The sequence below is a fragment of the Danxiaibacter flavus genome (genome assembly GCF_041060425.1).
Lineage (GTDB): Bacteria > Bacteroidota > Bacteroidia > Chitinophagales > Chitinophagaceae > Danxiaibacter > Danxiaibacter flavus.
Map to the genome: position 1 here is coordinate 50,629 of NZ_JAULBC010000014.1, position 14,885 is coordinate 65,513.

At 42.1% G+C, this 14,885-nt stretch carries 11 protein-coding genes; 9 read left to right on the plus strand and 2 right to left on the minus strand.

The genetic code is table 11. The features are described from left to right. Positions 1-22: 22 nt before the first annotated feature. The 4 genes from QTN47_RS27075 (at position 23) to QTN47_RS27090 (ending at position 5,691) form a co-directional block, all read left to right on the plus strand. On the plus strand, positions 23-1,099 hold the full coding sequence (locus QTN47_RS27075; protein WP_369332593.1) for an NAD(P)/FAD-dependent oxidoreductase: 1,077 nt from the start codon (positions 23-25) through the stop codon (positions 1,097-1,099). Between the two features lie 34 nt (positions 1,100-1,133). Further along, on the plus strand, positions 1,134-1,601 hold the full coding sequence (locus tag QTN47_RS27080) for a hypothetical protein (RefSeq protein ID WP_369332594.1): 468 nt from the start codon (positions 1,134-1,136) through the stop codon (positions 1,599-1,601). Positions 1,602-2,159: 558 nt separating this feature from the next. Further along, positions 2,160-5,006: an FG-GAP-like repeat-containing protein gene (locus QTN47_RS27085; protein WP_369332595.1), complete on the plus strand. Its 2,847-nt coding sequence runs from the start codon at positions 2,160-2,162 to the stop codon at positions 5,004-5,006. A 169-nt stretch (positions 5,007-5,175) separates the two neighbouring features. Continuing rightward, positions 5,176-5,691, plus strand: a complete 516-nt coding sequence (locus QTN47_RS27090; protein WP_369332596.1) for an O-acetyl-ADP-ribose deacetylase — start codon at positions 5,176-5,178, stop codon at positions 5,689-5,691. 233 nt (positions 5,692-5,924) lie between these two features. On the opposite strand, the gene QTN47_RS27095 is transcribed toward QTN47_RS27090, so the two are convergent. Further along, a complete protein-coding gene (locus QTN47_RS27095) occupies positions 5,925-6,710 on the minus strand; it encodes a TPM domain-containing protein (protein WP_369332597.1) in 786 nt (261 codons plus the stop codon). 276 nt (positions 6,711-6,986) lie between these two features. Here QTN47_RS27095 and QTN47_RS27100 point away from each other — a divergent pair, with 276 nt between their 5' ends. The 4 genes from QTN47_RS27100 (at position 6,987) to QTN47_RS27115 (ending at position 12,762) form a co-directional block, all read left to right on the plus strand. After that, entirely contained in the window at positions 6,987-8,387 is a 1,401-nt protein-coding gene (locus tag QTN47_RS27100; RefSeq protein ID WP_369332598.1) for a glycoside hydrolase family 140 protein, read from the plus strand. Between the two features lie 154 nt (positions 8,388-8,541). Beyond that, a complete protein-coding gene (gene aspS / locus QTN47_RS27105; RefSeq protein WP_369332599.1) occupies positions 8,542-10,389 on the plus strand; it encodes an aspartate--tRNA ligase in 1,848 nt (615 codons plus the stop codon). Positions 10,390-10,648: 259 nt separating this feature from the next. Then, positions 10,649-12,175, plus strand: coding sequence for a sulfatase-like hydrolase/transferase (locus tag QTN47_RS27110; RefSeq protein ID WP_369332600.1), 1,527 nt, complete (start codon positions 10,649-10,651; stop codon positions 12,173-12,175). 80 nt (positions 12,176-12,255) lie between these two features. After that, complete coding sequence (locus tag QTN47_RS27115; RefSeq protein WP_369332601.1) at positions 12,256-12,762, plus strand: hypothetical protein; 507 nt, start codon at positions 12,256-12,258, stop codon at positions 12,760-12,762. Here the strand turns inward: QTN47_RS27115 and QTN47_RS27120 are convergent. Next, positions 12,759-13,376 (minus strand): murein L,D-transpeptidase catalytic domain-containing protein, encoded by a 618-nt coding sequence (locus QTN47_RS27120; protein ID WP_369332602.1) that lies wholly within the window; start codon positions 13,374-13,376, stop codon positions 12,759-12,761. The genes QTN47_RS27115 and QTN47_RS27120 overlap by 4 nt on opposite strands. Positions 13,377-13,608: 232 nt before the next feature. Here QTN47_RS27120 and QTN47_RS27125 point away from each other — a divergent pair, with 232 nt between their 5' ends. Continuing rightward, on the plus strand, positions 13,609-14,883 hold the full coding sequence (locus QTN47_RS27125) for a replication-associated recombination protein A (protein WP_369332603.1): 1,275 nt from the start codon (positions 13,609-13,611) through the stop codon (positions 14,881-14,883). The last annotated feature ends 2 nt before the right edge of the window (positions 14,884-14,885 follow it).

The window sequence follows — 14,885 nt, forward strand, 5'->3', positions numbered from 1 at the left end:
AACCTCATACCTCATACCTATTATGACAGACTACATCATCATCGGACAAGGGCTTTGTGGAACCTTCCTGAGTTACTACCTGCACAAGGCGGGCAAAAAGGTTATTGTGATTGATGAAAGCCAGCCATTCTCTTCTACCAAAGTGGCTAGCGGTGTTATTAATCCTGTCACAGGAAGGCAGATTGTTACCACCTGGATGATTGATGAACTGCTTCCTTTTGCGTGGAATGCTTATAGTGAAATAGGAAAAGCTTTGGATGTTGATCTGATCTCTGAAAGGAACGTAATATCGTTTCCCTCGTCTCAGCAAATGCGTGACTTTTATGACAGAAGAATTGACGAGAAAAATGTTTACCTCGCCAACATAGAGGCGGCAGACGTTAAGTACAATCCATACTTCACATTTTTATTCGGCGCGGTTGAAATTCACCCGGTTTACCTGATCAATCTTCATTATATGTTGAAAGGATGGCGTAAGCAATTGGCGTCTGAAAACCTCCTGCTTGAAGAAGCATTTCATGAAGAGCAACTGAAAGTTTTTCCTGACCACATTGAATATAAAGGCATTCATGCTGAGAAAATTATCTATTGCAATGGTATTAATGCCTATCAATCGCCATATTGGGAAAATCTTCCGGCAACATATAATAAAGGGGAAGTTGTGATTGTAGATATTCCTGATCTGCCACAAACAAACATTTATAAATTCGGCAGCACCACACTCGTTCCATGGTATGACGGCTTATGGTGGGTGGGCAGCACTTACGAAAACAACTATACAGATGCCGGACCTACAGAATTATTTAAGCGCAGAAAGGATGAAGAACTAAAATTTCTGTTGAAACAACCTTACACTATTATAGATCATATTGCGTCTATCAGACCGGCGGCAATGGAACGCAGACCTTTTGTGGGCTTACATCCGGTGCAGCAAAATGTCGGCATTTTCGATGGTATGGGAACCAAGGGCTGCTCGCTCGCTCCGTTCCTGGGAAAACAGTTCAGCGACCACCTTACGCAACAGCAACCATTGTTACCTGAGGCCGATGTAAAGCGTTTTCAAAAAATTTTAAGCGGCAGGTTTTCCAAGGCTGATTAATATTGCACTGTTTTACATTTAAGCTATTATTCTCATGAGCGACACCGGTTTAACCACCAATACTGGCATTACTGACCATGCCGGCAATAGCGGCGACAATTTTGTCGTAGCAACCACGACTGAACAGGATTACATTATCCCTTTGCGTTATCGCAAAATGGAAAACCTTCATATTGTTTTCTGGTTATTTAAAGATGTGAGTTGGTGCCTGGTATGGAAGCCTTTAGGCATTGCGATGATTTTTCCAACCCTCATCATTTCGATTGTCATTGCGTATCGCACCCGCCAGTATGTTTCCGAACTCTGCCACAATCTCGCAATAACGATCTGGATCTCAGCCAACTCCTACTGGATGATCAGCGAGTTCCTTCATTTTGATGAGCACATTGTTTTTGGCAACATAACTTTCAAACATCTAACGTTAATACCTTTCGGACTTGGGATATTAATATTAGCTTACTTCTATTTGTACTGGCAGCCGAGGCATAAGAATGAAATTTGAGTATTTGCAAATGTGCAAATTTGTAAATGTGCGAATAGGATTCCGAAGGTAACTCCAATCGAAAAACAAAATAGGGCGTAAAAATAAAAGCTGACTACTCAATGCTGATTGCTAATTGCTGGCTTTCATTGCGTCGCACTCTTCAACGGCTTGTTATTAATTGAGTACTACAATGCCTCTTCCACTATCGCGAACCCACTACCTCCATCATAGCCGCAGCCGAAATTGCTTCTTAAATATCATATTGACAATAAGCGACAGCTTATTTACTTTTATGGTGGATATTTTTCTAACGGACAGAAATACTTTTAAGAGTAGCATGAATTGGTGGTATTTTTCAACCTCTATCATCATAATACAACAGCCTGATTCATAAAAAATGCAAACCCAATTGTGGTCTCTCTTCTAATAAACTAACAACTTCCAGTTTTATTATTATTTAGGCCGGGATGTTATGCGTGCTTTCGCTGTCATCTGAATGTAAAAGATTAATGGCAACAATTAACAACAGCCTATTTTACTATAAAATATTGCTACTTCAACCTAATACTATAAACAATGAAAAACAGGTCAACTTCAAAAACCTTTAACCACCTGCCTGCAACCCAGCAAAGCAGGTGTAATTACCAAACAAACCGGCATTCCAAAAACTTTCCTGCATTATTATTAAGCCTGCTACTTGTATATTCAGTTACAGCCCAACCGGTAATAACCTCTTTTACGCCGCTTAGCGGCTTTTCAGGCAGCACAGTCACTATTCGCGGTAACAATTTTTCGTCATCACCTTCCGGCAACATTGTTCACATTGGCGGCGTGCGCGCAGTGGTACTAACCGCGTCATCAACCGTACTTACGGTAAGGGTGCCCAAAGGCATTACTTATAAACCCATCAGCATTAATACAAATGGGAAAACCGCCTATTCCTCAGTGCCTTTTATTATTCCATTTAAAGGCGGCGGTTTAATAACTAAAGGCTCTTTTGCCAGCGACATCAGACTTCCTATCCTCTCCAGGCATGATCCCAAAGAAAATCTACACATAGAAGATCTTGATGGCGATGGAAAAATTGATCTTTTTGTTGAGACCGAAATACCTTCGTTCTATCCCTTTTTTAGTGCTTACCGCAATACAAGTACACCCGGTAATATTTCATTCGAGATAGGCCCCTCCTATGAAAAGCCATTTGATTATGGTGACAGTCCCGGCTTTTTAGCGGATATTGATGGCGATGGAAAAGATGACTACATTTTTCGAAATTTTTATTTTTACCTGAGTAGGAACATAAGCACTCCCGGCCATATTTCTTTTGATACGGTCAAAGTAATAGAGACAAGAGATGAGGACAATGGGACTGAGGCATTTAACATCGGAGATCTGGATGGCGATGGCAAAGTGGACTTGTTTACAATTACCTACTGGCATGCGGTTAATTTTATGAAGAATACCAGCGTAAACGGCAATGTATCTTTTGCCCCTTCCACTCAAATACCCGGTGATTTCTCCATTTTTGAACCAGTAGATCTCAATGGCGACGGTAAACCGGAAATACTGACTAAATATATTACCGTATTTACCGATACCAGTTCAGTCTCCATCTTTAGAAATACCAGCGAAAATGGCCAGTTTTCGTTAGAACCATCAATAATACTACCGCATACACGCGCACATTCTCTTGCGCTGACAGGTGATCTTAATAAAGATGGAAAACCCGACCTGGTTTTCCAGAATGATCATAACGATACCGCCGTTATATTCATCAACACCAGTAGCGGTGGAAACATTTCTTTTGCACCACCCTTGCTCGTGCCTATATATTTGACATACCAAAACAAGCTGATTGATATGGATGGCGATGGCAAGTTAGATATAGTGGGCAGTCATTTTGTTTCAAAGAACACAACTGTTTCTAACAAAATATCATTTGCCGAACCTGTTTCTTTTGATGGCATGGCCGGCAATCTGCTTAATACCGGTGATTTTGATGGTGATGGCAAACAGGATCTTGCTGAAACCGTTTCATCATTGCGTTCATATGTATCAGTTTACAGAAGCCAGGTTGATACGGCTGTCGCAGCACCTGTAATACAATCGTTTTCTCCTGCAACAGGCATTGTGGGTGATACGATAATGATTAATGGATACAACTTTGCCGGAATTAGTAATGTGGCATTGGGTGGCACGCCTGCCCGATCATTTAGTGTGTTATCCGATAGTCTGATTATGGCTATTATAAATAACGGATCAACCGGCAACGTTCAGGCAACAAATGCGAAAGGCTCTGCTACCAAAGCTGTCTTCAATTACAGGAACGATACCATTGTTAAAATACTTAGCAATACCGATTCCATTATTTGTGCAACAATTGAACCGCTTATGCGGGCATATGCTATTAATGCCAACGCAGTTTATTACGACTGGTATAAAAACGGCGTATTATCCCGCCAACACTTCTCTGAATATGGATATACGAAGATCTTCGATGGTGATTCTATTTGGTGCATGGTATATTTAGATAAAGACCCAATACCAAGAAAGAGCAACGTACTTCGGTTCCGTGTTAATCCCAATATTACTACCAGGCTCTATATTAAATCCGACAAAGGAACAAGCGTTTGCAAAGGCAGCACCGTTACATTTAAATCAATTGTTATTAGTGGTAATATACAGCCTGTCTTTTTGTGGAAGAAAAATGAGATAGTTGTGGGCAATAGTACAGATACTTATACAGATAGCAATCTCAACAACAACGATTCGATTACCTGCACTATTGTTCAGGCGCAGCCTTGTGCAACGGTCAATGTAAGCGCGGGAATGAAAATGAACGTCTATAATAACCCTCCATCAACGCCTCCGTCAATCGCCGGGCCTGCTATGGTCACAGCTTCGCAGAACAATATTGTTTTCAGTGTAACGCCAGATACAAATGTGGCCAATTATAACTGGTTACTACCATCCGGTACATCACTCATATCCGGCTACAGCACCAATTCAATCACAGTAAACTGGGGCACAGCTACAGGCAAAGTTTCAGTAAAAGCCAATAACAGTTGTGGCAGTGCGGCTGTTGTTACTAAAACTGTACAGGTTATTACAAATAATACACGAATTGCTAAGAAGGCGGATAATAATAACAATACAGATAATACTATAGGGACATTCTCTATATATCCAAATCCATCAACCGGCGTTACATCTGTTGCTTACTTCAGTGATAAGCAACAAAAGTTTACCGTCCAGGTAAAGGATATTAATGGAAAGCTTTTGTTATCAGAAAATACAAATGCATTGAAGGGAAACAATACGTACAACGTAGATGTTTCTCCCTATCCATCGGGTGTTTATTATGTAATTTTGATTGACAGTCAAAATAATACCATCTACAAGCGCCTGTTAAAAGATAAATAAGATGTAAAAAGTCAAAATTCAAAAGTAAAAATTCAAAACTTCAATGCTTAACAGCACTACCGGGCACACCAACTACAAATTCAAAGAACGTATTTTTGCAGAGGATTGAAGTCTGTGTCAACCGGGACTGTGGCAACTTTTTTGAATTTTTACTTTTGAATTTTGACTTATGACTATTCAACTCACCAAAGGCGATATTACCAAAATAAAAGTTGATGCTATTGTCAATGCAGCAAACAGTTCCTTATTGGGCGGCGGCGGCGTTGACGGAGCCATTCACCGCGCGGGCGGACCAAAAATATTAGAAGAATGTATCCAGATCAGGAACAGGCAGGGCGGCTGTAAAACAGGCGAAGCAGTTATTACAACAGGCGGCAATCTTCCTGCAAAATATGTAATACATACCGTTGGACCGGTTTGGCATGGAGGTGATAAGCGTGAAGAAGAGTTGCTGCACAACGCTTATACAAACAGCCTTCGCCTGGCGGAAGAAAATAATGTAACATCGATTGCCTTTCCAAACATTAGCACGGGCATTTACGGCTTTCCTAAACAAAGGGCTGCTGAGATTGCAGTAAAAGCTGTGAGCGACTTTAAGGCATCCACACTAAAGCAGGTTTTCTTTGTTTGCTTTGATGATGAGAATTACAACATTTACAAATTGCTTGGCGTAGAAGCAGTTTAATTACTACACGTTCTGGTAATCCTTGCACAAAGCTTTGCACTCTTCGAATCAGAAGCAGTGAGCCACTGATAAGAAACATATTAGTTAGAATAAGACCAGGCGATTCCTTTTATGCTCGGCGAGACCTTCTGGCTTCGTGGCCTTACACTATCGCTTGCAGCGATGGCTTCAATCGCCAGAGGCGATAGCGTAAGACTGCAGAGCTAAAAGCTCAGAAGAGCGGAAAAAATTTATTACCAGCTATCACTTGCACCGCCTCCTCCGCTATCTCCGCCGCCAAAATCACCGCTATCGCTGCCATTGTCTCCGTAGCTATCTGAATAATAGCCGCCATAATCAGAATAACTATTCCCGCTACCGTAATACCTTCCGGGAGGATATTTCTTTATAGCATTAAGCAACAAGATCAAAAAAGCAATGAGAAAACTAATGATGTAGATCGCAGCCTCCACAAGATTAACACCACCTTGTTCTTCAAAATCCGGATCAACGTATTCTACAGGGGTCGCATTGGCAACAACCGGTTCATTATACTCTCCCACAGCAGCGCGGGCCAAATCATTTGTAGCACTATCAAGACCTGTAAAATATTGTCCATCTTTAAAGGCCGGCTTTATGTCATTTGTAATAATTTTTTTAGCTGTTATATCAGGGATGGTACCTTCAAGGCCATATCCAATTTCAATTCTCATTTGGTGATCATTGATTGCAGCGAGAATAAGCACACCATTATTTTTCTTTTTTTGACCTATCCCCCAGGTACGGAATAATTGATTAGCGTACTCCTCAATAACGGCACCATTTAAGGTTGGGATCAGGACGACAACTATTTGGTTGGAGGTCGCATCATTCAGCCGTTTCAGTTTGTGCTCTAATTGAGATCGTTGATCGCCGGACAAAACACTTGCTTTATCCGTAACGAAGCGGGCTGGTTTTGGCTTAGGGAGTACATGCTGTGCAAATGTCATCGTGCATAACAACAGCATGGCTGTAAATACAGCAATCGTTATTGTTCTCATTATGTCGGGTCGGTTGTTTATTTCTTTCTTTTAGCTTTCATGTCGTTCCGCCTGATGGAATTCGGCGATATGTTGTCCACTTGATATCGCAATCATCATATCTGCAAGCATTGCATGAACGAGGGCGATAAAGAAGGCTCAAAAAAATTTTCACCTAATGTAGTTAATATTGCGAGGCAACAAAAAATATTTCGGGCAGCATATGATGAAGGCTTGCAAAATCATTGCAACATTTTTAAGATATGGCTTATCTTCCTTATCCAAATCAAAACTGTTATGAAACGATTGGCTTTGCTAGCTATCACAATGCTTGTTTCTATTTACAATTTTGCCCAAAACAATCCACATGGCCGCATAAAAGTTACTGCTGATGGCCACTACTTGCAGCATCAGGATGGAACGCCCTTTTTCTGGCTGGGTGATACAGGATGGGAACTGTTTCACCGGTTAACATTGCCCGAAATCAAATCATACCTCGACAACCGTGCATCCAAAGGATTTACCGTTATACAAGCTGTCGCGCTTGCTGAATTCGATGGCGTGCATAAACCAAACAGGTATGGAGAATTGCCATTGATAAATGATGACCCAACGCAACCAAATGATTCTTATTTTAAATTGATCGACAGCGCAGTTATGCTTGCAGCAGAACGCGATCTTTTCATAGGACTATTGCCAACATGGGGTGATAAAGTTACAAAGATGTGGGGCGAAGGTCCGGTTGTGTTTGACAGCATAAATGCATATGCGTATGGCAAATGGATCGGTAACCGTTATAAAAACAACACGAATATTATCTGGATCCTGGGTGGTGACAGGCCCGCTGTTCGCGACTCAATGGACTGGCGGCCAGTATGGCGACAAATGGCCCGCGGAATTATTGAAGCAACCAACCATCAATGCCTGATCACTTATCATCCTTCCGGAGGAGATTTTTCAACTTCGCAATTCATTCATAACGAACCCTGGCTTGACGTAAACATGTTTCAATCAGGACATGGGAATGGCCACGATACGCACTGCTGGGAATTGGTAACCCGTGACAGAAGGTACTCCCCCACTAAACCAACATTGGATGCCGAGCCCAATTACGAGGACCACCCGGTAGATCCCTGGCCGAAATGGAACGTTGACAATGGTTATTTCCGGGCTTATGATGTTCGTAAACAAACGTATCGCTCCGTGTTTGCCGGTGCCTGCGGTGTTACCTATGGACATCATTCCGTTTGGCAATTTGTGAATGAAAGAGATGAGATCATCAATTTTGCTGACAGGGGCTGGCGAAACGCCATCAACAGGCCCGGTGCTTTCCAGGTTGGATTTTTGCGAAAACTGATCGAGTCAAGGCCGATGCTTAACCGCATACCCGATTCAACTATTATCGTAGGGGACAAAGGACTCAAAGGCGAACACATGGAAGCATTTCGCGGTGGGGACAATAGTTATGCAATGATTTACCTCCCTGCCGGTAAACGTTTTTCCATAAATACCACATTTATGACGGCCAAAGAGGTTGTTGCCTGGTGGTTTAACCCGAAAGATGGTAGTACACAAAAAATTAATACGTTAAAACGAACCAACAATATTTCCTTTACCCCACCTATACAAGGCGTTGAAAATGACTGGGTATTGGTAATTGATGACGCTTCAAAAAAATATAAAGAACCGGGAAGGTAAGCCGCGAACTTTTTTTGTTTAAACCTATCTTTGCCGCCACTTTAAAGCTTAGAGCCTAAAGCCCAAAGCTTAAAGTCAAATAATGCTGAAATCAAAGATCTTCAAATCAGATACCAGACATTATTCATCATTTCAAGATCAAAATAATCATAGAATGTATCGTTCGAATACTTGCGGCGAGCTACGAATAACCGATGTAAACAAAGAAGTGACCCTGGCAGGATGGGTTCAGACAGTTAGAAAATTTGGCGCTATAACATTTGTGGATCTTCGTGACCGCTATGGCATTACGCAATTGCTTTTTAGTGAAGAACTCAATCCCCAGCTTGACGAAAACCCGCTTGGTCGCGAATTCGTGTTGCAGGTAAAAGGCACCGTTGCTGAGCGTAGCAATAAGAACAAGAACATTCCAACCGGTGATATTGAGCTGAATGTAACCGGTTTTACCATTTTAAATAAATCAGCAGTTCCGCCATTTACCATTACGGATGAAACAGATGGTGGCGATGATCTTAGAATGAAATACCGCTACCTTGATCTTCGTCGCAATGCCGTAAAAAGAAATATGGAACTGCGTTATGCAGTAAACCGCTCTACCAGGAACTACCTGCATGAGAATGGTTTTATGGATATTGAAACGCCGTTTCTCATTAAATCTACCCCCGAAGGGGCAAGGGACTTTGTTGTTCCAAGCCGTATGAACGGAGGTCAGTTTTATGCATTACCTCAATCGCCGCAAACATTCAAGCAATTATTAATGGTAAGTGGTTACGACCGCTATTACCAAATTGTAAAATGTTTCAGAGATGAAGATCTTCGTGCAGACAGGCAACCGGAATTTACACAGATAGACTGTGAAATGAGCTTTGTTGAGCAGGAAGATATCCTGAACATGTTTGAAGGGTTGGTTAAGCAAATTTTCAAGGATGTAAAGAATATTGATTATACAGATGTTGTGGAACGCATGACATGGGAAGATGCGATGTGGAACTATGGCAATGACAAACCCGACATCCGTTACGGAATGAAGATCGCCAACCTGAAAAAACCTTCTTCAGTTTATACCAATAAACAGGATCTGGCGAGCCTTATAAATGGCGCCGATTTCAAGGTATTTGATGATGCTGAAACTGTATTGGCTATTGCTGTTCCCGGTTGTAGCGAATACACACGCAAACAAACAGATGAACTGACTGAGTGGGTGAAACGTCCGCAGATTGGCATGAAAGGTTTGGTGTTCATCAAATGCAATGCAGATGGAACTTACAAAAGCAGCGTAGATAAATTTTACAGTGAAGAAAGATTAAAAGCGATCGCCGATGCTGCCAACGCTCAAAAAGGCGACCTGGTATTAATTTTAGCCGGTGCTGAAGAACGCACAAGGAAAGCAACCAGTGAACTTCGTTTGGAAATGGGTGAAAGACTTGGTCTAAGAAAGAAAGATGAGTTCAAGTTACTTTGGGTACTTGATTTCCCGTTGTTTGAATATGCGGAAGACGAAAACCGCTGGGTTGCCCGTCACCATCCGTTTACATCGCCCAAGCCATCAGATATCGGCACAATGATCAACAATGATCCCGTGATTACCAATGCTGAAAAATACCTGGAACATCCTTATGCAGGCATCAAGGCTAATGCGTATGACATGGTGTTGAATGGTAACGAAATTGGCGGTGGCTCTATCCGTATTTACCAAAGAGAGTTACAGGAGAAAATGTTCTCTGCGCTCGGCATGAGTGAGGAAGAAGCATTGCACAAATTTGGCTTCCTGTTGGGCGCATTTGAATATGGTGCACCACCTCATGGTGGTCTTGCATTTGGCTTCGACAGGCTTTGCGCTATCCTCGGTGGCAGCGAAAGCATCCGTGACTTCATCGCCTTCCCCAAAAACAACAGCGGTCGCGATGTAATGCTGGATGCACCAAGTTCAATTGATGATAAACAATTGGATGAGCTGCAGATAAAGCTGGACGTGAAGAACCAGGTAAAAAGTCAAAATTAAAAAGTCAACAACCCGTAGCGAGTGTATGACTACAAAATAGCAAAAGGGAGCGGTTTAAAATCGCTCCTTTTTTTGTGCCTTTTCGCTCTGCAATGATTTTATGCCCCTCTGCTAAGCCTGGAGGCTTAGCAGCCTTACTCTATCGCTTGTAGCGATCTTGAAAAATCCCATTTCTATCGCAGCACCCCTCCCATTTCCCATAATCTTCCGAAATTTAACTCCGAAAACAATTTATTAACAGATATGTTATTGCTACAGCATGCTAACCTTCCGGCAATATATTATCTACTGCAAATGCATTTTTATCTGCCTGCTGCTGGCATCAACAGCATGCTGTCAAAAGACGGAAGCAAAAGACAAACCCAATATCATCCTGATCCTTGCCGATGACCTGGGCCATAACGATCTTTCAACATACGGCAATAAAGACATTCCCACACCCAATATCGATCAACTGGCCAGTGAGGGAGTCCGCTTCACAAACGGCTATTGCTCATCGCCAATTTGCAGCCCTTCACGTGCAGGATTAATGACTGGTCGTTACCAACAGAGATTTGGATTTGAGTTCCAGGAGAGAGATGATCCGATCGGAAAATATACGATCTGGCAAAAAGCCGCATTTGTCCAACGGGCTATGCGGGAGGGCGATCATGTAGATTTCAACAAAAATACAAACGGTCCTCCCAATGGTTTACCTGAACAGGAAATCAGCATTGCATCACTGTTAAAAAAAGAAAGATATCACACTGCTGTCATCGGCAAATGGAATCTCGGTCATTCCAACTATCAAATTCCATCAGCAAAAGGTTTTGATTATTTCTATGGATTCTATTCTGCAGCCGGATTATACGCGGACAAAAAAGATACTTCCATCTACAACAAAAAACTAGACGACATTCTTGATCCGGCAGTATGGTATAGGGAAGGTAATAGTGAGATCAGAAGAAATGACAGCGTTGTAACGGAAAAAAGATACCTGACATTCGCGTTTGCAGATGAAGCAACCAACTACATCCGCCGGCAAAAGGATAGCACATTTTTTCTTTACCTGGCTTTCAATGCACCACATACGCCTTTTCAGGCCCCAAAAGAAATAGTGAGCAGATTTTCCAATGTTGAAGATGAAACCAAAAGAGTATACTACGCAATGATCACGGCATTGGACGAGGCAATTGGAAAAGTGCTGAAAACGCTCGAAGAAACAGGTATCGCTAAAAACACGCTGATCATCTTTGCGAGCGATAACGGTGGAGCAACATATACCCTGGCCACAGATAATGAACCGCTCAAAGGAGGCAAGATGTCACACTTTGATGGAGGACTTAAAGTACCGCTTATTATTAGTTATCCGGCTAAAATCAACGGAGGTGGCATTTATGATTACCCTGTAAGCCTTCTCGATATTTTACCTACCTGCGTGTCAGCTGCGAATGGCTCCCTGCCTAACGCGGCCAGCATTGACGGAGTTGATCTCATTCCTTATTTAAACGGAGCAAACAAAAACAGGCCTCATCCAACTTTGTACTGGCGCAATGGCTATTCCAAAGCGATCAGAAAAGATGATCTTAAACTCTATGTTAATGAGAAGGAAAAAATAATCTTTCTTTATGATCTTTCAAAGGATCCCTATGAGCGCGAAGACCTGAGTAATATGCAGCCCGAAAAAGTAAAAGAGCTTGAAAATGAGCTAAAAAAGTGGGAACAGCATCTCGCTCAACCGTTATGGAAAAGCAGATTTCAATACAAGCTGAAGGTGCGGGACCGGAAATTTATATTTCCAACCTGATCCTGTATCAGAATTTGCTGGAAAGAAGATTTCTAATCATTTATCTTGCGCACTATAAATTTCATTTTAATTGGTGATACATGAAAGGATTGTTTATATACCGGTTTTTGGGCTTTTTTGTGAACATTGGAGCGTTTATGATGGCATTTATGCTTTTTGGAATGATCTCTTTTGCATTCCGCAACCCAGCGTTATTGTTGTATTCAGCGTTGATGTTGTGTGTTGTTCTTTACGCATGGTTTGTGAATAAATTCTTTGTGAGAGTAATTGTAAGAAAAGAACCAACAACTTTTAAGCATCGAGATTGGATACGGGTTAATTCAATAGTCTGCCTCGTTTTCGCAACGCTGTCAATTTTATCCTGTGCAGCATACTTACTTAACCCATCAATGCCGCACGACCTTGTGGCACAGTTTAACAACCAGGTTGACCCCACAGCCAAAATTGATCCTAAAATGCTGGAAAAAGCTGTTAAGCAACTGGTTTGGGGCATGGTTATTTTCTTCTTGATCCTTGTTGCCCACATTTTATGGACCTATGATCTGCTGAGAAGATATCGCAGCCATTTTCAGGAACCACAGAGCTAGTTTACTATCCATAACAACAGCGGCTTCTCACTTCCGTCAATGTATGCGGACAGTGCTGCGAGGAATTTATAAGACACCATCGCGCAACCTTTGCTATTGCACGTATACACGGGATAAGAAGCGACATCGGGGACGCAACCATACGCATGCAATACAACCGCACGTTGATACGCGTTACTGTTGGTTTTATCTAATCCATGCAATTTGTAGGCACTGCCGAATTGTCCTTTGTATTTGCCGCCAATTTTATATTTACCCAAACTGCTGCAGTTGCTGTTGGGTTTATTTGAAAAACTGGCATTGATGGCATACAAGGAAGCACCGCAACCGTGCGCCACAAGTCCGCGTTTCAAAATTTTCTTTTGCTTAAGGTCTACAACAGCAAATCTCGGCAAACCGCTGTGCATGGAAAGATCTGCAAAAAATACAATCTCCTCATTCAATCCATTGCCATGATTAAATACGATTGCTAATTTGATCAAACTATCCAGCTTATTTGCAGGAAACTCATTTCTTAAAGAGTCATTGGCAGAAAAAGCATGTACTGGTTTAGCGTCTTTGCCGAATCCTTTGCATCCTGCAAAGATCAACACCAGGATTACTGTATATTTCATAAGGGTCTTAATATTTATAAGACTAATGATTCCGTTCTTTAAACAAAAGCAAAACATTGTTAATCCGGAACCAGTTTCGCTTTGGCAATTGTGTCATTAAGTTATTGAAAGTTTCTTTTGATAGCCTTCAACGGTATCCGCGGCAATCTAATCCCGATCATTTTATAACGTCACCTGATTTTCTTGCTAAATATTTGAGTAAGTTGCCGTCAAATTCCATAAAACTTTTTTTATGCAACCATTGGCTGAAAGAATGCGCCCCGGAAGTTTAGAAGATTTGGTGGGCCAGGAGCACCTTGCGGGCAAGGGAAGTATTTTAAGAACAGCTATAGAAAGTGGACACATTCCGTCGATGATCCTGTGGGGACCGCCGGGCACGGGTAAAACCACCATTGCCAATATTATCGCACATACCTTGAATGTTCCTTACTACCAGCTCAGTGCGATCAGCAGTGGCGTGAAAGAAGTAAGGGAAGTGATTGAAACGGCTAAGCTCCAACAGAATGCCATCCTGTTCATTGATGAAATTCACCGGTTTAATAAGAGCCAGCAAGATGCATTACTCGGCGCTGTTGAAAAAGGCACTATCACATTGATTGGCGCCACCACCGAAAATCCGTCATTTGAAGTAAACTCGGCATTGTTAAGCAGATGCCAGGTATATGTTTTAAAAGCACTTGATGAATCTGGCCTTGTACGCCTGTTGCACCTGGCAATGGCCAAAGACTCTCAGATTCAACAGCATCATATTGAATTGAAAGACACCGCGGCCCTGATCAATATATCCGGCGGCGATGCAAGGAAACTGTTGAACCTTTTTGAACTTGTTGTGACATCAGCTCCTTCAAATAAGAAAAATGAAACAGGAGCAATTGAGATCACAGACGAGCTTGTGATGAATGTTGCGCAGAAAAAAGTGGCGCTTTATGATAAGCAGGGAGAGCAGCACTATGATATTATTTCTGCCTTTATAAAAAGCATGCGTGGCAGTGACCCCAATGGAGCGGTATACTGGCTGGCGCGAATGATTGAAGGTGGCGAGGATGTAAAATTTATTGCCCGGCGCATGGTCATTTTTTCAAGTGAAGATATCGGCAATGCCAATCCAAATGCACTGTTGCTGGCAAATGCGACTTTTGATGCGGTGAATAAAATTGGATATCCTGAAGCTCGGATCATCCTCTCCCAATGCGCCGTTTATCTGGCGTCATCCGTTAAGAGTAACGCCTCTTATGAAGCAATTGGCAGCGCACTCGCGGCGGTGAAACAATACGGCGACTTGCCTGTTCCTCTCCACATTCGCAATGCACCAACCGGATTGATGAAAGATCTCAATTATGGTAAAGGCTATAAGTACAGTCATTCTTTTGAAGGAAATTTTGCAGAACAGGAATACCTGCCTGACAAACTAAGTGGAACAGCTTTTTATGAACCCGGCAAAAATGCACGCGAAGAAGAGCAACGTAAGTTTTTACGGGGTTTGTGGAAAGAGAAGTATGGGTATTAAGT

Excerpts from the sequence above, each read along its gene's own strand:
- QTN47_RS27075 (WP_369332593.1), top strand. The coding sequence starts at position 23 with ATGACAGACTACATCATCATCGGACAAGGGCTTTGTGGAACCTTCCTG.
- QTN47_RS27095 (WP_369332597.1), bottom strand. The coding sequence starts at position 6,710 with ATGAGAACAATAACGATTGCTGTATTTACAGCCATGCTGTTGTTATGC.
- QTN47_RS27085 (WP_369332595.1), top strand. The coding sequence starts at position 2,160 with ATGAAAAACAGGTCAACTTCAAAAACCTTTAACCACCTGCCTGCAACC.
- QTN47_RS27090 (WP_369332596.1), top strand. The coding sequence starts at position 5,176 with ATGACTATTCAACTCACCAAAGGCGATATTACCAAAATAAAAGTTGAT.
- aspS (WP_369332599.1), top strand. The coding sequence starts at position 8,542 with ATGTATCGTTCGAATACTTGCGGCGAGCTACGAATAACCGATGTAAAC.
- QTN47_RS27080 (WP_369332594.1), top strand. The coding sequence starts at position 1,134 with ATGAGCGACACCGGTTTAACCACCAATACTGGCATTACTGACCATGCC.
- QTN47_RS27120 (WP_369332602.1), bottom strand. The coding sequence starts at position 13,376 with ATGAAATATACAGTAATCCTGGTGTTGATCTTTGCAGGATGCAAAGGA.
- QTN47_RS27100 (WP_369332598.1), top strand. The coding sequence starts at position 6,987 with ATGAAACGATTGGCTTTGCTAGCTATCACAATGCTTGTTTCTATTTAC.
- QTN47_RS27110 (WP_369332600.1), top strand. The coding sequence starts at position 10,649 with ATGCTAACCTTCCGGCAATATATTATCTACTGCAAATGCATTTTTATC.
- QTN47_RS27125 (WP_369332603.1), top strand. The coding sequence starts at position 13,609 with ATGCAACCATTGGCTGAAAGAATGCGCCCCGGAAGTTTAGAAGATTTG.
- QTN47_RS27115 (WP_369332601.1), top strand. The coding sequence starts at position 12,256 with ATGAAAGGATTGTTTATATACCGGTTTTTGGGCTTTTTTGTGAACATT.